Genomic DNA, 16,872 nt, shown 5'->3' on the forward strand with positions numbered 1-16,872 from the left:
CGACGAAGGACAGTGAGCCTGAGGTGACGGACCTCTTCACGGCGCCCCCGCCGAGCCAGGCAGACCCCGCGTTCCCTGAACCGCGATCCGGCCGGCGTGCGCAGCGTCGGCGCAAGCGCCGGCGGGGACGTTCCGTCCTCGTGCTCCTCGTGGCCCTCGTGCTGGTGGGCGGGTCCGGCTACGCGGTGTGGACCAACCTCGACTCCTTGACGGGGCTGACCAGCCCGCTCGCGTCGAAGGACTTTCCGGGACCCGGCGGCGACCAGGTGGACGTCGAGATCCCCCAGGGGGCCACGGGTCAGGCGATGGGCGAGGCCCTGTACGAGGCCGGAGTGGTCGCGAGCGTGTCGGCCTTCTCGACGGCGTTCGAGGCCAACCCGGACTCGGTGCTGATCCGGCCGGGCACGCGGACGATGCTCGAGGAGATGTCGGCCGAGGACGCCGTGGCGCTCCTGGTCAAGAACGAGCTGGTGGACCTGCAGGTCACCATCCCCGAGGGGTACACGGTGGAGCAGGTCGTGGAGCGGGCCGTGCAGGTCACCGGGCTCCCGGCGGAGGACTTCGAGGCCGCGCTGGCCGACCCGGAGAAGATCGGGCTGCCGAAGCAGGCCAAGGGCAAGGCCGAGGGCTGGCTGTACCCGGACGCGTACATGGCCAAGCCGGACGCCACGGCCGCCGGGCTGCTGTCGCAGATGGTGGACCGGACGGTGCGGATGCTCCAGGAGAAGAACGTCGACCGCAGCGACTGGCAGACGGTGCTGACCAAGGCGTCGCTGGTGGAGCGCGAGGGCCTGCACGCCGAGGACAAGCCGAAGATCGCGCGGGCGATCGAGAACCGGCTCGCGGACGACATGGCGCTCCAGATCGACGCCTCGGTCGCGTACGGGGCGGGCAAGCCCGGCACCGAGCTGACCCGTGCCGACACGAACAACGCGAAGAACCGGTACAACACCTATCAGCACACGGGGCTGCCGCCCGGGCCGATCGCCAACCCCGGTGAGGTCGCGGTGGACGCCGTGCTGAACCCGGCCCCCGGCAACTGGAAGTTCTGGGTCACGGTCAACCTCGACACCGGCGAGACCAAGTTCGCCGAGGGTTTCGACGAGCACCAGCAGTACGTCGCGGAGCTGCGGGAGTGGGAGAAGGCCAACCAGTGACGTCGCAGGTCCGCCGGCATTCCCGGCGGACCGCGCGGGCGAATCCCGGGAGTTGGCCGGGAATGGTCCGCTCGGGGTAGCGTTCGCGGCACCCGGGCTGTGATGTGATCGTGACATCTTGTTGGCGTGTCATGGACCCCGATGGTGACCAGGCGCGGATCAACGAGTGATTCGCGCAGCACAGAGGACGGAGCGAGCGTGACCGAGGCCCTTCCCGGAGTGAGCTATGAGGGGCCACCGCGGCACGCCAGCGGCCAGCGTGGACGGCGCACGGAGCGCGACACCCGCCCGGGGGGCCGGGCGAGCCGGCGGGACCGGCGCCCGAAGCGGTCGCGCCGCCCGCTGATCATCGCCGTGGTCGCGGTGCTCGTGGTGCTCGGCGCCCTCGGCGCGTGGACCGTGAAGAACGACGGCTACCTCTTCGGCATCCGCACGCCCCTGGCCGCCGCGGACTACGAGGGCACCGGCGGCGAACCGGTCGACGTCGAGGTGCCCGAGGGGGCCAACGGGTACTCGATCGCGGCCGAGCTCGTCGAGCAGGACGTGGTGGCCAGCTCGGAGGCGTTCGTCCGGGCGTTCAACGCGAACCCGGACGCCGCGGCGATCCAGCCCGGCACGCACGAGCTGAGGCTGCACATGAGCGCGGAGTCCGCCGTCGCGCTGCTGGCGACGAACGCGGTGGTCCGGGGCGGCCTGACGGTCGTCGAGGGGCACACCGTGGCGCAGATCCGGGAGACGATGGTCGAGGCGGGCTGGCCCGAGCAGGACGTCAGGGCGGCACTGGACGACCCCCAGGGGCTGGGTCTGCCGGCCGAGGCCGGCGGGCACCTGGAGGGCTGGCTCGCGGCCAGCACCTACGACGCCAAGCCGGGCACCGTGCCCGCCGCGGACGTGCTCAAGCAGATGGTGGCGCTCACCGTGAGCGAGCTCAAGGAGCTCGAGGTGCCGCCTGCCCAGTGGAACGACGTGATCATCAAGGCGTCGCTGGTGGAGCGCGAGGCGCCCGACGAGTACCGCGGCCAGGTCGCCCGCGTGATCGAGAACCGGCTCGCGGCGAACGAGCCGCTCGGCCTGGACGCCATCGACTCCTACGGGCGCAAGAAGCCGTCCCACCTGATCACCACCGAGGAGTTCCAGGACGAGTCGTTCCCGTACGCCTCGCGCGTGGTCCCGGGGCTGCCGCCGACGGCGATCGGTGCGCCGAGCAGGGCGTCGGTGGAAGCGGTGCTCAATCCACCTGCCGGCCCGTGGCGCTGGTACGTCACCGTGAACCTGGACTCGCAGGAGACGAAGTTCACCGACGACTACGACGAGTTCCTGGAGTTCCGCGAGGAGTACCAGGCCTGGGCCGCGGAGAACGGGTACTGATGACGGACGACCTGACGACCCCCGCCGGCGGGCGCCGCGCCGCCGTGCTCGGTCATCCCGTGGCCCACTCGCTGTCCCCGGTGCTGCACACCGCGGCCTACCGCGCCCTCGGCCTGGACGGCTGGGCGTACGGCCTCCACGACGTCACCGAGGACGACCTGGCGGGCTTCCTCGACGGGCTCGACCAGGGCTGGGCCGGGCTGAGCCTGACCATGCCGCTCAAGCAGGTCGTCATCCCGCTGCTCGACCACGTGGAGCCGCTCGCGCAGGCCGTGGGTGCGGTCAACACGGTGCTCTTCTCGACCGTCCGCGGCACGGTGATCCGGACGGGCACCAACACGGACGTGCACGGCATCGTGGCGGCGCTGCGCGAGGGCCTCGGCGCGCGCCGTGTGGCGGACGCCGTCGTCCTGGGCGGGGGAGCGACGGCCGCCTCCGCCGTCGCGGCGCTGGCCGAGCTCGGCTGCGCCGCGCCGCGGGTGTTCGTGCGGTCCCTTGACCGGATCGGCCCGCTGCGCGAGGCCGTGGCCCGCATGGGCGTGGCGCCGTCGTTCGAGGTGTTCGACGACAAGACGACGACGTCCGCCCTGGCCGCCGCGGACGCCGTCGTCTCCACGACGCCGAAGTACGCGGCCGACACGTGGGCGTCCCTGCTCGCCGACCACGTCTCCGGCGCGGCGTCGGGTCCGTCCGCAGGCGGCCCCCGCGGTGTGCTGCTCGACGTGGTCTACGACCCGCGGCCCACCGTGCTCCAGAGCGCGTGGACGGCGCTCGGCGCACCCGCGGTCGGGGGCGAGCGGATGCTGCTGCACCAGGCGGCCGAGCAGGTGCGCCTCATGACGGGCCGTCCGGCGCCGTTGGCGGCCATGGACGAGGCGCTCCGGGCGGCCCTCTCGCACTGACGGGTCCGTGCCGGCGTCTCGCCGATACCCACGGCCACGGGCGATGGCAACCGGCGACGAGAGGGCGTCGGGCATGATGCACGGGCGCGAGGCAGGCCGGCCGAGCCCAGTGGGCCCGCCCAGCTGTGTCACGCACCGTAGACGTTGTCTACTCTCCGTGACGCAGTTGCGCGGGCACCCTTCCCCGGCGGCGACACGCCGGTGCCCGATCACGCCGGCCTCGGTGTGTCGCCCACCGGACCGGGGCGCCGGGTCCGTCATGCGCGTGAAACAATCCGACCATGCTGCGTTGGTTGACATCGGGTGAGTCGCACGGTCCGGCCCTGGTCGGGGTGATGGAGGGTCTGCCCGCGGGCGTGGAGCTGACCACGTCGGACATCCAGGGCGCCCTCGCGCGCCGCCGTCTCGGCTACGGCCGCGGTGCCCGGATGAAGTTCGAGCAGGACCAGGTGCGGGTGCTCGGCGGCCTGCGTCACGGGCTCACGCAGGGTGGCCCGCTCGCCATCGAGATCGCCAACACCGAGTGGCCCAAGTGGACCGACGTCATGTCGGCCGACCCGGTGCCCGCCGAGGCGCTCCTGGTCGACGCCGGCACCGGCGACGAGCGCGAGGTGGCCCGCAACCGCCCGCTGACCCGGCCGCGACCCGGGCACGCCGACCTGGTCGGCATGCGCAAGTACGGCTTCGAGGACGCGCGTCCGGTGCTGGAGCGCGCCTCCGCCCGCGAGACCGCGGCCCGGGTGGCGCTCGGCGTGGCCGCCGCGAAGTTCCTGGAGCAGGCGCTCGGCATCCGGCTCGTCTCGCACGTGGTCGCCATCGGCGAGGCCGAGGTGCCCGACGACGCCGCACTGCCGACCCCGGACGACGTCGCCGCGCTCGACGCCGACCCGGTGCGCTGCCTCGACGCGGCGTCCTCGAAGCTCATGGTCGAGGAGATCGACCTGGCGAAGAAGGACGGCGACACGCTCGGCGGCGTCGTCGAGGTGCTGGCCTACGGTGTGCCGTCGGGCCTCGGCACGTACGTGCAGGGCGACCGCCGTCTCGACGCGAAGCTGGCCGCCGCGCTCATGGGCATCCAGGCGATCAAGGGCGTCGAGGTCGGCGACGGCTTCCGCACCGCCCGCCGGCGGGGGAGCGCCGCCCACGACGAGATCGTGCGCGGCACGGCACCGGACGGGCAGCCCGGCATCCAGCGCACCACCAACCGCGCGGGCGGCATCGAGGGCGGCATGTCCAACGGCGAGATCGTCCGGGTGCGCGCCGCGATGAAGCCCATCTCGACCGTGCCGCGCGCCCTGCCGACCGTCGACACCGCCACCGGCGAGCCCGTCACCGCCCACCACCAGCGGTCCGACGTGTGCGCGGTGCCGCCGGCCGCCGTCGTCGCCGAGGCCATGGTCGCGCTCACCCTGGCCGAGGCCGCCGTCGAGAAGTTCGGCGGCGACTCCGTGGCCGAGGTGCGCCGCAACCTCGACTCGTACGTGGCGGCCATCCCGGAGCTGCTGAGGTGAGCGGCGCGACCGGCACCAGGCCCGTCGTCGTCATGATCGGGCCGCCCGGTTCGGGCAAGTCGAAGGTGGGGCGCATCCTCGCGGCCGGCCTCGGCCTGACCGTGCGCGACACGGACGCCGACATCGAGGCCGGTGCGGGCAAGCCCGTCAGCGAGATCTTCGTCGACGACGGCGAACCCCGCTTCCGCGAGCTGGAGCGGGACGCCGTCCTGACCGCCCTCGCGGAGCACGACGGCGTGCTGTCCCTGGGTGGCGGCGCCGTGATGAACCCCGTGACCCAGGAGGCGCTGGTGGCGTACGCCGCCCAGGGTGGCCACGTCGTGTTCCTGGACGTGCCGCTGGCGATCGCCGCGCAACGGGTCGGCATGAACCAGGCCCGTCCGCTGCTGCTGGGCAACCCGCGCGCGCAGTGGCAGAAGCTGATGACCGAGCGACGGCCCACCTACGAGCGCCTCGCGACCCTGACGATCGTGTCGAGCGAGCGGCCCGGCGAGCACGTGGCGCGCGAGATCGTCGAGGCGCTGGGCCTGGACCTCGTCGGCGGGGAGCTGACCGACCCGAAGCACGGTCAGACCGAGAGCAAGAGCACCGAGGAGAGCACCGCGTGAGCACCGACAGCGCTCCCGTACGGGTCACCGTGCAGGGAGACGCACCCTACGACGTCGTCATCGGACACCACCTGCTGGGCGAGCTGCCGGCACTGGTCGGCAAGGCCGCGAAGGTCATGGTGATCCACCCGGCCGCGCTGTCCGCGACGGCCGACGCGATCTCGGAGGACCTCAAGGCCTCCGGCTACGAGGCGTTCGTGGCGGAGGTCCCGGACGCGGAGTCGGCCAAGACACCGCAGGTCGCGGCCTTCCTCTGGGGTCTGCTCGGGCAGCTCGACTTCACGCGGTCGGACGCGATCGTGGGCGTCGGCGGCGGCGCCACGACGGACCTGGCCGGCTTCGTGGCGGCCACGTGGCTGCGCGGGATCCGGGTGGTGCAGGTGCCGACCACGCTGCTCGCGATGGTCGACGCCGCCGTGGGCGGCAAGACCGGCATCAACACCTCCGAGGGCAAGAACCTCGTGGGCGCGTTCCACCCGCCGGCCGGCGTGCTGTGCGACTTGGCGGCGCTCGGCTCACTCGACAAGTGGGACCTCGTCGCGGGCCTGGCCGAGGTGGTCAAGACGGGCTTCATCGCGGACCCGGCGATCCTGGACCTGGTCGAGGCGCACGTCGACGAGCTGCGGAACTGGGCCGGCGCGGACGCCACCGAGGAGACCTGGGCCGTCGTGGCCGAGCTCGTGGAGCGCTCCGTCCGGGTCAAGGCCCGGGTGGTGGGCGAGGACCTCAAGGAGGCCGGCCTGCGCGAGATCCTGAACTACGGGCACACCCTGGGCCACGCCATCGAGCTCGCGGAGCGCTACCAGTGGCGGCACGGCGCGGCGGTCAGCGTGGGCATGGTCTTCGCGGCCGAGCTCGCCCGCATGGCCGGCAAGCTGCCCGACGACGTCGCCGACCGGCACCGGTCGATCCTGTCCGCGCTCGGGCTCCCGGTGCACTACCGCGGCGACCGGTGGGACCAGCTCCTGTCGGCCATGCGCCGTGACAAGAAGGCGCGCGGTGACCTGCTGCGCTTCGTCGTCCTGGACGACGTCGCCAAGCCGGTGCGCCTGGAGGGACCGGACCCGACGCTGCTGGCGGCCGCCTACGCGGAGGTCGCCAAGGAACCGCCGACGAAGGGCCCGGGCACCCCGGTCACCCTGACCCTGGGCTGACGCCCGCGGTCAGTCCCACAACCCCCGGCTCACCAGCAGGTCCTTGAGCAGGTCGGCCCGGTCCGTGACGAGGCCGTCCACGCCCTCGTCGAGGAGGCGGACCATCTCGGCGGTCTCGTTCACGGTCCAGACGTGGACCTTCTTGCCGAGCGCGTGCGCCGCCTCGATCGAGGCGGCGTCGACGACGGTCACCCGGCCCTCGCTGACGGGCACCTGGAGCGCGTCGACCTGGCGCAGGGCACGGCGCGCCAGCGGCCGGGCGCGGAGCCGGACGCCGGTGAGGAACGTCGCGATCTCCCTGCGGCCGGCCGACGTCGCCACGGGCCGGGACAGCTTGGCCAGCGTGGCGCGCCGTCGGGCCGGGTCGAAGGAGGTGACGCACACGCGGTCCCAGGACGCCGTGCGCTCCACGGCGCGAGCCACGGGCCCGACGCCGGAGGCGTGCTTGACGTCGATGTTGACCCGCAGGCCGGGCCAGCCACCCAGCACGTCCTCCAGCAGGGGTACGGGTTCGACGCCGCCGATGCGCGCCTCGCTCACCTCCGACCACGGCAGCTCGGCGACCAGTCCGGTGCCGTCGGTGGTGCGGTCCAGGGACTCGTCGTGCAGGGCCACGGCGACGCCGTCGACGGTGCCGTGGGCGTCCGTCTCGACGTAGCGGTAGCCCAGGTCGACGGCGGCGCCGAAGGCGGCCAGCGAGTTCTCCAGGCCCTCGGTCCCGGCCGAGGCGTGCGCGAACCCGCGGTGGGCGAGGGCCTGGAACGGCCCCTCGAAGTAGGTCACTTGCTGCACCTCACGTGTCGGTCCTTCGGCTCTGCGCCCATTGGAGCATGCCGTCGAGGTAGGCCTCGCGCGGCCCGCGTGCCGAGAGCGTGAGGTCGTGCACGCCGCCGGGGACCACGAGCTCGGTGACGTCCTCGCCCAGGCACGGCAGGAGGGCCGCCATCTGCTCGACGTCGAGCACGGTGTCCTGGGCGTCGAGCAGGGGGTTGTCGAGCGAGTCCGGGCCCGAGGAGTCGGAACGCGCCAGCAGCACCGGGCACGCGATCTCCAGGCCGGCCGCGACCCGCGCCTGTCCCCGCCGGACCGCGACGAACCAGCCGACCCGCCCGGGTACGCCCTCGGGCCGCTTGAGCGTGGTGTCGAACTCCCAGCGTCCCCCGTTGGCGGCCAGGAGGTGCTCCGCGTAGCGCGACGGGCCGTCGCTGATGACCGCGGTCGCCGCCAGACGACCCACGGTGTCCAGGAACCGGGTGCCCACCGTGCGCTGCCAGTACGGGGCGCGCAGGTCCAGGAACGGCGAGTCCAGCACCAGCAGGTCGGGCCCGGCGTCGGCGCCTGCGGCGTTGCGGTGCGCGTGCGCCCACAGGGCCGCGGTGAGCCCGCCGGTGGAGTGGGCGTGCACGACGAGCGGCAGTCCTGGCTCCAGCCCGCGCACGGTCCGCGCGGCGGTGGCGATGTCGGTCGCCTGCTCGCGCAGGTCCATCACGAAGTGCGGGATCTGGCCGGGCCGCAGCGACCGGCCCGCCGCCCGCAGGTCGACGGCGTAGAAGGCGTACCCCGCCGCGGCGAACACCCGCGCAAGGTGCTCCTGGAAGAAGTAGTCGTTGTAGCCGTGCACATGGATGACGGCGGCGCGCGGTACCGGCAGGTCGGGCGGGTGGGGGTAGCGGACCAGGGTGGCCGGCCCGAGCGGGGCCTCCTGGAACGGTTCGCCGAGCAGGTGGTCGGTACGCCAGTCGAGCGTGTCGGGTGAACCAGGCACGTGCGGATCGTATGCCGCCGACGGCTGCCGGAGCGGGTCGCGACGCGCGGGTCAGCGACGAGTCGCCGCCGGGGAGAGGCGGCGAACGCCGTGGCAAGATGTCCAACATGCCCAAAAATGGTGAGACCAACGTCGGTCGCACGGTGCAGTCCGCGATCTACCGGGACGGCGTCTACGGCCGCCGCCCCGTGGTGCCCACCCACCCCGACGCCCTCGCCTCCGCCGCACGCCGCCGGATGACCCGCACCGCCTGGGCCTACGTCTCCGGTGGCGCCGGCGCGCAGCGCACCGTCGAGGCCAACCGCGAGGCCTTCGGCCGGTACCGCACCGTGCCGCGCCAGATGGTCGACGTCGGCGGGCGCTCCCTGGCCACCACCCTCCTGGGCCGCGACCTGCCCGCACCCGTGCTGTTCGGGCCCGTCGGCGCGCTGGAGCTCGCCGTCCAGCACCAGCGCGGCCGCGGAGGACGGGCCGCAGCACCGCGCAACGCGGAACCCGCCCTCGCCGCCGCTGCCCGGGACCTGGGCCTGCCCGTCGTCATCTCGTCCCAGGCGTCCACCCCGATGGAGCACACCGCCACCCTCCTGGGTGACAGCCCGCGCTGGTTCCAGCTCTACTGGTCGTCCGACGACACCGTGGTCGAGTCCTTCGTCGCCCGCGCCGAGGCCAGCGGCTGCGAGGCGATCGTCGTCACCCTCGACACCCACGTGCTCGGCTGGCGCACCCTCGACCTCGACCTCGGCTACCTCCCGTTCGCCCGCGCGGAAGGGATCGCGCAGTACCTCAGCGACCCCGCGTTCCGGCGTCTCGTCGAGGCCCGGGTCGCCGGGACCAGGCCGTCCGACGTCGCGCCGGCGGGCGCCGCCCAGGACCCGGGCCGCCGGCTGCCCACCCCCTCCGCCGTCCGCTCCCTGCTGTCCATGGCCCGCCACCACCCCGGCCCCACCAGGCGCAACCTCACCCAGCCCTACCCGCGTGCCGCCGTCGAGACCTTCCTCGACGTCTTCTCCCGCTCCACCCTCACCTGGACCGACCTCGCCTGGCTGCGCGCACGCACCACCCTGCCCGTCTTCGTCAAGGGCATCCAGCACCCCGACGACGCCCGCGCCGCCCTCGACCACGGCGCCGACGGCGTCATCGTGTCCAACCACGGCGGCCGGCAGATCGACAACGCCGTCGCCTCGCTCGACATGCTCGCCCCCGTGGTCGACGCCGTCCGCGCCCACCAGGCACCCGGTAGCACCCCGGCCCCCGTCCTGTTCGACTCCGGCGTGCGCACCGGCGCCGACGTCTTCACCGCGCTGGCCCTCGGCGCCGACGCGGTGCTCCTCGGCCGACCCTGGGTCTACGGCCTCGCGCTCGCCGGGGCCGACGGCGTCCGCGCCGTCGCCGAGCACGTCCTCGCCGAGCTCGACCTGACGATGGCGCTCGCGGGTGTGTCGGCCGTCGACCAGATCGGGCGGCACAACCTCGCGCTCTGACCCTCTGACCCTCTGACCCGGCCGGACGCCCGGCTGCAGCCTAGGTCCGGGCCGGTCGGTATGAGATCGTGACCGGCCCAGCACCCGCCATTCACGCCGGCCGGGCAGACTGCCGCCATGACCGACGCCCCTCAGCGACCACACAGCCCGGCCTCCGGCTCCGGCGCCGCCGACGCCCCGCTCCCGGCGACCGGCCTGGAGCTGCGGGAGGGGACGCGGATCCCGCGGCGGCAGGTGTTCTCCTGGGCGCTGTGGGACTGGGGTACCCAGCCGTTCAACACGGTGATCCTCACGTTCGTCTTCACGGCGCTGTACCTGACCACCGACTCGTTCCTGGACCCCGCCGTCGCGGCGCTGGGGGAGGATGACCCGGCCTACCAGCGCGGGCTGGCCGAGCTCACGAGCGGGCTGGGCACGTGGAACGCCCTGGCGGGGGTGGCGATCTTCGTCCTGGCGCCGGTGCTGGGGCAGCGTGCCGACGCGACCGGCCGCCGCAAGGCCTGGCTCGCGGGCGCCACCGCCGGGATGGTGCTGTGCATGCTGGCGCTGTGGTTCGTCGAGGAGGACCCGGCCTACTTCGTGCTGGGCGCGGCCCTGATCGGCCTCGGCAGCGTGCTCAGCGAGATCGGCGGCGTGAACTACAACGCCATGCTGGTCTCGGTCGCCACGCCGCGCACGGTCGGCAAGGTGTCGGGGCTCGGCTGGGGCCTCGGCTACGTGGGCGGCATCCTCATGCTGGTGCTGGTCGTGGTCGCCAACGGCGCCGACTGGTGGGGCATGCCCACCGACAACGGGCTCGCCTTCCGCCTGATCGCCGTGGCCTGCGCGCTGTGGGCGCTGGCGTTCGCCTGGCCCGTCTTCGCCTTCGTGCCGGAGCGGCTGCCGACCGCGGGCCGGGAGAAGGTCGGCTTCTTCGCCAGCTACGCGGTGCTGTACCGCGACATCAAGGGGCTGTGGCACACCGCCCGGCAGACGTTCTGGTTCCTGCTGGCCAGCGCCGTGTTCCGGGACGGGCTCAGCGGCGTCTTCGCCTTCGGCGCCATCATCGGCAGCGTCAGCTTCGGCTTCTCGGCCGACGAGGTGATCGTGTTCGGCATCGCGGCCAACCTCGTGGCCGGGGTGAGCACGGTGCTCGTGGGCCGGGCCGACGACCGGTTCGGGGCCCGCTCGGTGATCCTGACCACGCTCGGCGTGATCGTCGCCGCGGGCCTGGCCGTCGTGTTCCTGCGCGACCTCGGCCCCGTCGTCTACTGGGTGGGCGGTCTGATCCTGTCCGCGTGCGTCGGGCCCGCGCAGGCGGCGTCCCGCTCCTACCTGGCCCGCGTGACGCCCGCCGGGCGGGAGTCGGAGATCTTCGGCCTGTACGCCACCACGGGCCGGGCCACCTCGTGGATGTCGAGCACGCTGTGGAGCATCGCCATCGCCCTGACGGGCGCGACGATCTGGGGCACGCTCGGGATCATCGCGGTGGTGCTCGCCGGGCTCGTGCTCATGTGGTTCGTCAAGGAGGCGCCGGTCCCGGGCGTCTCGAGCGCCGGCACTTCCGGGGCGGTCGGGCAGGGGGCCTGAGCGGCGGGCGTCCGGTTCGCGCCGACTACCGGGCGGTCCTGCGGCGCCCCTCGGTGCGCAGCCACTCGTGGAGCCGTGTCAGGTCGGCCAGCGGCCCCAGGTGACGCAGCTTCTCGGGGTTGATGACGCCGCGGATCGCCGCGAGCCGTGTGGTGGTGCCGGGAGCGCCGGGTGCCGCCTCCTCGGCCACCTCGAAGGACCAGGTCCCGACGAGGCCGCCGCCCAGCACGTCGTCCGCCACGATGAGCAGACCGGGCTGCCCGCCCACCAGCGCCCGCTCGAAGTGCAGGGGCGCACCGCGCCGCATGAAGCCGGCCAGCACCCGCGCGACCGGCACCTGGCCCACGACGGATCGTGCGATCGACATGCCCGGGGGCACGTTGCCGCCGCTGTCGCCCGTGAGCACCACGTCCTGTGCGAGCAGCTCCAGGAACGAGTCCACGGCGCCGTCCTCGCACGCCGCGAGGAACCGGGTCACGAGCTGCTCGGCATGCGTCTCCGTGGTCCTGCGGGCACCCGGTGCCCCGGACGCGTGCTGCGCCCCGGAAGCCTGCTGCGCTCCGGCACCGTGCCGTGCCACCGCGTCGTGCCCGGACCCGGGCTCCGTCGACCCCGCACCCGGTGCCGCGGCCTCGCGCCGGTTCGCGATCCGGCGCCGGGCGCGGGAGGCGAGCTGGCGTGCGGCCACCTCGCTCGTCCCGATGACGTCGGCGGCCTCGCTGTGCGGGAACCCGAGCACGTCGTGCAGCAGGAACGCCGCACGCTCGGTCGGGGTCAGCGTCTCCAGCAGCACGAGGAAGGCCGTCGAGAGGTCGTCGGCCAGCTCGGCGTGCCCGGCGGCGTCGGGCGGCGGGGTGGCCATGGCCACCGGCAGGTGGGCATCCACGGGACCGACCAGGGGTTCGGGCAGCCACTCGCCCACGTACGACTCGCGCCGTACGCGGGCCGAGCGCAGCACGTCGATGGCGATCCGCGTGGTCACGGTCGTCACGAACGCGTCGGGGTTGCGCACGCCGTCCGCCTGGGACAGCCGCGTCAGCGCCTCCTGCACCACGTCCTCGGCCTCCGCGACGCTCCCGAGCATCCGGTACGCCACCGAGAAGGCCAGGGGCCGCAGCCGGGCCAGGGCGGCGTCGTCGAGGTGCGTGCCGGAGGCGTCGGGGGTCGTCATGGGGACATGCTCTCGCGTCATGCCCCGACGACGAGACACGTCGGCGGAACGTGACGGACCCGGCTGCCGGGTGCGGACGTCAGCGCGACCGCATGGCGTCGATCTCGTCGCGCCGGAACAGGACGAGGCGGTCCAGGACGTCGTCCGGCAGCGGACGGTCCGGGGTGAACCGCACGGTGCCCTTCGACGTCGAGAAACCGGCCAGGTCCGGAGCGAGGGCCTCGATCGCCGGCGGGCTGAACGGGTACAGGCCGATGTGCCTGGCGGTGGCGCGCGCCGAGATCAGCGGGCTGCCGCGGTAGCGCAGCGCGGCCATGCCGTAGCTGGTGCCCTCCTCGGCGTCCGGCACGAGCTCCAGCGCACGCGCCCGCACGTGCTCGACGGCGTCCCGGGCCGGTCCGTCGAGGCTCGCGATGTACTGCGTGAAGTCGTCCATGGGAACAGCCTCGGCCCGGTGGGCGCGCCCCGCCAGGCCGGACGGCCCGCCAGGCCGGCCAGGCCGGCCGGCCTGGCCGGTCAGGAGGCCCCGGGTTCCGCCGCCACGTCGGCCGGGACGGTGGTGCGCCTGGCCAGCAGCACCGCACCAGCCGCCAGCAGGCCGGTGAGACCGAGCACCGCCGCGTACGCCGGCAGCCCCGTCACGTCGTACAGCGCCCACAGGAGGGTGCCGGTCGCGGACGACGCCACCGCCGCGGCGACGGCATCGGCCACCTGCAGCGCCGACGAGGCGCTGCCCTGCTCGTGCGGGGGAGCGAGCTCCAGGGTGAGCACCGACAACGTCGGGTAGACCAGGCCCATGCCGCTGCCGGACAGCACCCAGAACGCCATCCCTACCCCGGCCGGCACGCCCGGGAGGACGAGCACCGCGGCACCCACCGTCCCGAGCGCGAGCAAGCCGGCGCCGAGCCGGACGTAGCCGGTGTGGCTCAGGTGCAGCAGGTCGCGCCCGCGCACCCAGGACGCCGCGGACCAGCCGAGCGCGCCGACCGTCAGGATCAGCCCCGCCCCGCCCGGGCTGAGGTGCCGCTCGTGCACCAGGAGCAGCGGGAGCAGCACCTCCGCCCCGGTGAACGCCGCCGACACCAGTGCCCGCACCGCGACGACGGCGGGCAGCCCGCGCCCGGCACGCAGCACCGACGCGGCGAGGCGCAGGGCTGCCCGCAGCGGGCGCTCGGACGGCGTGGGGACGGCCCCGGCGTCCCCGTCGTCCTGGCCCGGGGCGTCGCCCCGCGCCGCCGTCAGCCCGGGGCGCATCAGGATCGCCGCCGGAACGGTGAGGACCGCGGCGCCGAGGAACACCCAGCGCCAGCCCGCGTGCTCCACGACGAGGCCGGCCAGCCCGGGCCCGACGATCGCCGGCACCACCCAGGCGGCCGCGAACGCCGAGAAGACGGCGGGCCGGCGTCCGGGGGCGAAGACCCGGGCCACCAGGACGTACAGGGCCACGCCGAACAGCCCGCTCCCGACACCCTGGACGGCCCGCCCGGCGATCAGCACACCCATCCCGGTCGCCGTCCCCGCGACCACCAGGCCGACGACGAACAGCGCCACGCCGGTCCACATCGCCGGCGACGGGCCGGTGCGGTCGCACCAGCGCCCGGCGGTGAGCATGCCGACCACGCTCGTGGCGAAGACGACCGCGAACGCGAACGTGTAGTGCCGCAGACCGTCCAGGTCCACGGCGATGGTCGGCATCGCGGTGGCCACGGCCAGCGCCTCGAAGGCGCCGAGCGAGCACAGTGCGACCATCCCGACCAGGACGAGGCGCTGCGCGCCGGGGCTCAGGGCACCGGGCGCGACGGCGCGCGCGGGTGAGGGTGCGGCGGTCACACCAGCACCACCTTTCCGGTGGTGCGGCGCTCCTCGAGCTCGCGGTGGGCGCGCGCGGCCTGCGCGAACGGCACGCGGTGCGTGACCACGCGCCACCTGCCCGACGCCGCGTGGGCCAGGGCCCGCTCCTGGTACGGCCGCTGGTCGCCCATCGGGGGAGCGTCCGGCCCGACGGCGTAGCGCACCTCGACCGCCGACTCGATCCGCTCGTCGTCGGGCGCCCACGCGGTGTACCGGTTGGCGGAGCCGGAGGCCCAGCCGTAGGCGACGAGGCGCCCGGCGCTGGCGGCGTCGGCCCCGTCCGCGCCGCTCAGCAGGGACGTGGCGGCCGTGCCGAGCGGGCCGCCCACGCCGTCGAGCACCAGCGTGGCGGGGGTCGCGCCGAGCGCGGTGCGCGCGGCGTCCGGCCACCCCGGGGCGGAGTAGTCGACCAGCGCGAGACGTCCCGGGTCGCTCACCAGGTCCCGCAGCACGGCCAGCTTCGCCGGGCCGCCCGCGAGGGCGACCACGCGGGCGCCGTCGTGCAGCGCCTCCTGGACGAACAGCGTGCCGAGCCCGCCGGCGGCGCCCGTGACGACCACGACGTCGTCCGGCGTGACCGCCGCGACGTCCAGGGTGTAGGCGGCCATGCGGCCGGTCCCGATCATGGCGATCGCCGCAGCGGGGTCGAGCGGCGTGCCGTCGGGCGTCTCCGGCAGCGCGTGCAGCCGGTCCGCGCCGACGACGACGCGCCGCGCGTACCCGCCGCCGTCCGGCACCGGTCCCAGGTGCGCGGCGACCGGCCGTCCGGCCCACGCGGGGTCGACACCGTCGCCGAGCGCGGACACCGTGCCCGCGATCTCCCTGCCCGGGACGGTCGGGAGGGTCGGCAGCGGCAGCGGCGGTCCCGCCTCGCCGCGCCGGATGCTGGTGTCGAGCAGGTGCACGCCGTGTGCCACCGCGTCGACGAGCACCTCACCGGGACCGGGTACGGGATCGGGGACCTGCTCGAGCACGAGGACCTCGGGCGGGCCGAACGAATGGTGTCTGATGGCGTCCATGCCGTGATCCTCTAACCTGAACCATAGTTGAGGTCAACTGCGACCTCGAGCCGACGGCGACCACCACGGGCGCCGCGGCAGGAACGCACCGCCACCGCTCGGACCGCAGGAGGTCACCTGATGGAAGCATCCCACCCCGCAGTGCCCTGGGACCGCGACGAGCTGACGGTCGGCGACCTCGCCGCCCGCAGCGGCGTGACCGTGTCGGCGCTGCACTTCTACGAGCGCAAGGGGCTGATCACCAGCCGCCGGACGTCGGGCAACCAGCGCCGCTACCGGCGCGAGACCCTGCGCCGGGTGGCGTTCATCCGGGTGTCCCAGCGCGTGGGGATCCCGCTCGCGGACATCGGCGCGGCGCTGGCGACCCTCCCCGGTGACCGCACGCCCACCGCGAAGGACTGGCGCCGCATCTCGCAGGCGTGGCACGACGACCTGGACGCCCGCATCGAGCAGCTCTCCCGGCTGCGTGACCATCTCACCGACTGCATCGGCTGCGGCTGCCTCTCGCTGCGGCGGTGCGCCCTGACCAACCCGCACGACGAGCTCGCCGAGTCGGGCCCCGGGCCGCGGACGCTCCTGGTGGAGGGGCTGGAACCGGACGCGGATGTCGGTGGTCGCCGCTAGCGTGGGTGGCCGGCGGCGCAGGGTGCCGCCGGGGCGCAGCCGGCGCCCGGCCGGATCGACGTCGATCGACGTCGCGATCGACACCGAAGGAGAACCGTGGGCACGTACTACCAGTGGGTCGCCGACCTGGACGCGACCGAGGCCGACGCCCCGCTGCTGGGGCAGCGGGTCGTGGCCGACCTCGTCGCGCGCGGGGTGCTGCTGCCGGACCGGTCACCGAACGCAGCGCTCGGCGCCGACGGGTACCCGGCAGGCCCCGCGTGGGGGCAGACGGTGGTCGCCTCCACCTCGGGGGAGCAGCCGTGGGGCCTCGAGGTTCGCGAGGGTCGCGCACTGCACGACGGAAGCCAGTTCTCCGTGGACGCCGTGACCTGCCCGCGGTGCTCGGCCGTGCGGTCGTTCTACGGGCACCCGGACGTCGTCGGCCCGACGGGCATGGACGAGGACGGGCTGGACCAGTTCCACGAGGCGGCGAACGAGTGGGTCGAGGGCGGCGCGGCCGACCTGGAGTGCCGGGAGTGCGGCGCGGCGGAGCCGGTCGAGCGCTGGGGCGCCGACGGCGCGGCGCTCGCGTGCCTGGCGTTCGTCTTCTGGGAGTGGGACGAGCTCCGGCCCGAGACGCTGGGCTGGATCGCCGACGCCACGGGCGGGCACCGGATCGTGACCGGGCCCGGCAAGGTGTGACGCCGTCC

At 74.3% G+C, this 16,872-nt stretch carries 16 protein-coding genes; 10 read left to right on the forward strand and 6 right to left on the reverse strand.

Annotated features, from left to right (window positions below; all coding sequences use genetic code 11):
- The first annotated feature begins 23 nt into the window (after positions 1 to 23).
- The 6 genes from mltG (ACIG47_RS07270) (at position 24) to aroB (ending at position 6,700) form a co-directional block, all read left to right on the forward strand.
- A complete protein-coding gene (gene mltG, locus ACIG47_RS07270; RefSeq protein ID WP_397430244.1) occupies positions 24 to 1,157 on the forward strand; it encodes an endolytic transglycosylase MltG in 1,134 nt (377 codons plus the stop codon).
- A 198-nt stretch (positions 1,158 to 1,355) separates the two neighbouring features.
- Entirely contained in the window at positions 1,356 to 2,525 is a 1,170-nt protein-coding gene (mltG, locus tag ACIG47_RS07275; RefSeq protein WP_397430245.1) for an endolytic transglycosylase MltG, read from the forward strand.
- On the forward strand, positions 2,525 to 3,427 hold the full coding sequence (locus ACIG47_RS07280) for a shikimate dehydrogenase (protein ID WP_397430246.1): 903 nt from the start codon (positions 2,525 to 2,527) through the stop codon (positions 3,425 to 3,427). The genes mltG (ACIG47_RS07275) and ACIG47_RS07280 overlap by 1 nt, the downstream gene beginning before the upstream one ends.
- Positions 3,428 to 3,708: 281 nt before the next feature.
- A complete protein-coding gene (aroC, locus tag ACIG47_RS07285; protein WP_397418296.1) occupies positions 3,709 to 4,938 on the forward strand; it encodes a chorismate synthase in 1,230 nt (409 codons plus the stop codon).
- A gap of 32 nt (positions 4,939 to 4,970) precedes the next feature.
- Complete coding sequence (locus ACIG47_RS07290; RefSeq protein WP_397430356.1) at positions 4,971 to 5,546, forward strand: shikimate kinase; 576 nt, start codon at positions 4,971 to 4,973, stop codon at positions 5,544 to 5,546.
- Positions 5,543 to 6,700 carry a 3-dehydroquinate synthase gene (gene aroB / locus ACIG47_RS07295; protein ID WP_397418294.1) on the forward strand — a complete coding sequence of 386 codons (1,158 nt, stop codon included), beginning with the start codon at positions 5,543 to 5,545 and terminating at the stop codon, positions 6,698 to 6,700. Before ACIG47_RS07290 ends, aroB begins: the two co-directional genes overlap by 4 nt.
- A 9-nt stretch (positions 6,701 to 6,709) precedes the next feature.
- Here aroB and ACIG47_RS07300 read toward each other — a convergent pair whose 3' ends face one another.
- Together ACIG47_RS07300 and ACIG47_RS07305 are read right to left on the reverse strand one after the other, a co-directional pair.
- Entirely contained in the window at positions 6,710 to 7,483 is a 774-nt protein-coding gene (locus tag ACIG47_RS07300) for a glycerophosphodiester phosphodiesterase family protein (RefSeq protein ID WP_397430247.1), read from the reverse strand.
- 10 nt (positions 7,484 to 7,493) lie between these two features.
- The gene (locus tag ACIG47_RS07305) at positions 7,494 to 8,465 is read right to left on the reverse strand and encodes an alpha/beta hydrolase (RefSeq protein ID WP_397430248.1); all 972 of its coding nucleotides are present in this window, start codon (positions 8,463 to 8,465) and stop codon (positions 7,494 to 7,496) included.
- Positions 8,466 to 8,572: 107 nt separating this feature from the next.
- Here ACIG47_RS07305 and ACIG47_RS07310 point away from each other — a divergent pair, with 107 nt between their 5' ends.
- Together ACIG47_RS07310 and ACIG47_RS07315 are read left to right on the forward strand one after the other, a co-directional pair.
- Positions 8,573 to 9,946, forward strand: coding sequence for an alpha-hydroxy-acid oxidizing protein (locus ACIG47_RS07310; RefSeq protein ID WP_397430249.1), 1,374 nt, complete (start codon positions 8,573 to 8,575; stop codon positions 9,944 to 9,946).
- Between the two features lie 117 nt (positions 9,947 to 10,063).
- Positions 10,064 to 11,515: an MFS transporter gene (locus tag ACIG47_RS07315; protein ID WP_397430250.1), complete on the forward strand. Its 1,452-nt coding sequence runs from the start codon at positions 10,064 to 10,066 to the stop codon at positions 11,513 to 11,515.
- A gap of 25 nt (positions 11,516 to 11,540) precedes the next feature.
- Here the strand turns inward: ACIG47_RS07315 and ACIG47_RS07320 are convergent, their stop codons facing one another.
- From ACIG47_RS07320 to ACIG47_RS07335, 4 genes are all read right to left on the reverse strand, one after another.
- Positions 11,541 to 12,686 carry a sigma-70 family RNA polymerase sigma factor gene (locus ACIG47_RS07320; protein WP_397430251.1) on the reverse strand — a complete coding sequence of 382 codons (1,146 nt, stop codon included), beginning with the start codon at positions 12,684 to 12,686 and terminating at the stop codon, positions 11,541 to 11,543.
- A 79-nt stretch (positions 12,687 to 12,765) separates the two neighbouring features.
- Complete coding sequence (locus tag ACIG47_RS07325; protein ID WP_397430252.1) at positions 12,766 to 13,122, reverse strand: iron chaperone; 357 nt, start codon at positions 13,120 to 13,122, stop codon at positions 12,766 to 12,768.
- 80 nt (positions 13,123 to 13,202) lie between these two features.
- Positions 13,203 to 14,516: an MFS transporter gene (locus ACIG47_RS07330; RefSeq protein WP_397430253.1), complete on the reverse strand. Its 1,314-nt coding sequence runs from the start codon at positions 14,514 to 14,516 to the stop codon at positions 13,203 to 13,205.
- Positions 14,513 to 15,556, reverse strand: coding sequence for an alcohol dehydrogenase catalytic domain-containing protein (locus tag ACIG47_RS07335; RefSeq protein ID WP_397430254.1), 1,044 nt, complete (start codon positions 15,554 to 15,556; stop codon positions 14,513 to 14,515). The genes ACIG47_RS07330 and ACIG47_RS07335 overlap by 4 nt, the downstream gene beginning before the upstream one ends.
- Positions 15,557 to 15,676: 120 nt before the next feature.
- Between ACIG47_RS07335 and soxR the strand changes: the two genes are divergently transcribed.
- Positions 15,677 to 16,180, forward strand: a complete 504-nt coding sequence (soxR, locus tag ACIG47_RS07340; protein ID WP_397418270.1) for a redox-sensitive transcriptional activator SoxR — start codon at positions 15,677 to 15,679, stop codon at positions 16,178 to 16,180.
- A 96-nt stretch (positions 16,181 to 16,276) separates the two neighbouring features.
- Positions 16,277 to 16,864, forward strand: coding sequence for a hypothetical protein (locus ACIG47_RS07345; RefSeq protein ID WP_397430255.1), 588 nt, complete (start codon positions 16,277 to 16,279; stop codon positions 16,862 to 16,864).
- Positions 16,865 to 16,872 lie beyond the last annotated feature (8 nt).

The organism is Promicromonospora sp. NPDC052451, from assembly GCF_044547525.1.
Lineage (GTDB): Bacteria > Actinomycetota > Actinomycetes > Actinomycetales > Cellulomonadaceae > Promicromonospora.

Excerpts from the sequence above, each read along its gene's own strand:
- ACIG47_RS07325 (WP_397430252.1), bottom strand. The coding sequence starts at position 13,122 with ATGGACGACTTCACGCAGTACATCGCGAGCCTCGACGGACCGGCCCGG.
- ACIG47_RS07335 (WP_397430254.1), bottom strand. The coding sequence starts at position 15,556 with ATGGACGCCATCAGACACCATTCGTTCGGCCCGCCCGAGGTCCTCGTG.
- ACIG47_RS07290 (WP_397430356.1), top strand. The coding sequence starts at position 4,971 with ATGATCGGGCCGCCCGGTTCGGGCAAGTCGAAGGTGGGGCGCATCCTC.
- aroC (WP_397418296.1), top strand. The coding sequence starts at position 3,709 with ATGCTGCGTTGGTTGACATCGGGTGAGTCGCACGGTCCGGCCCTGGTC.
- ACIG47_RS07310 (WP_397430249.1), top strand. The coding sequence starts at position 8,573 with ATGCCCAAAAATGGTGAGACCAACGTCGGTCGCACGGTGCAGTCCGCG.
- ACIG47_RS07280 (WP_397430246.1), top strand. The coding sequence starts at position 2,525 with ATGACGGACGACCTGACGACCCCCGCCGGCGGGCGCCGCGCCGCCGTG.
- ACIG47_RS07320 (WP_397430251.1), bottom strand. The coding sequence starts at position 12,686 with ATGACGACCCCCGACGCCTCCGGCACGCACCTCGACGACGCCGCCCTG.
- soxR (WP_397418270.1), top strand. The coding sequence starts at position 15,677 with ATGGAAGCATCCCACCCCGCAGTGCCCTGGGACCGCGACGAGCTGACG.
- ACIG47_RS07315 (WP_397430250.1), top strand. The coding sequence starts at position 10,064 with ATGACCGACGCCCCTCAGCGACCACACAGCCCGGCCTCCGGCTCCGGC.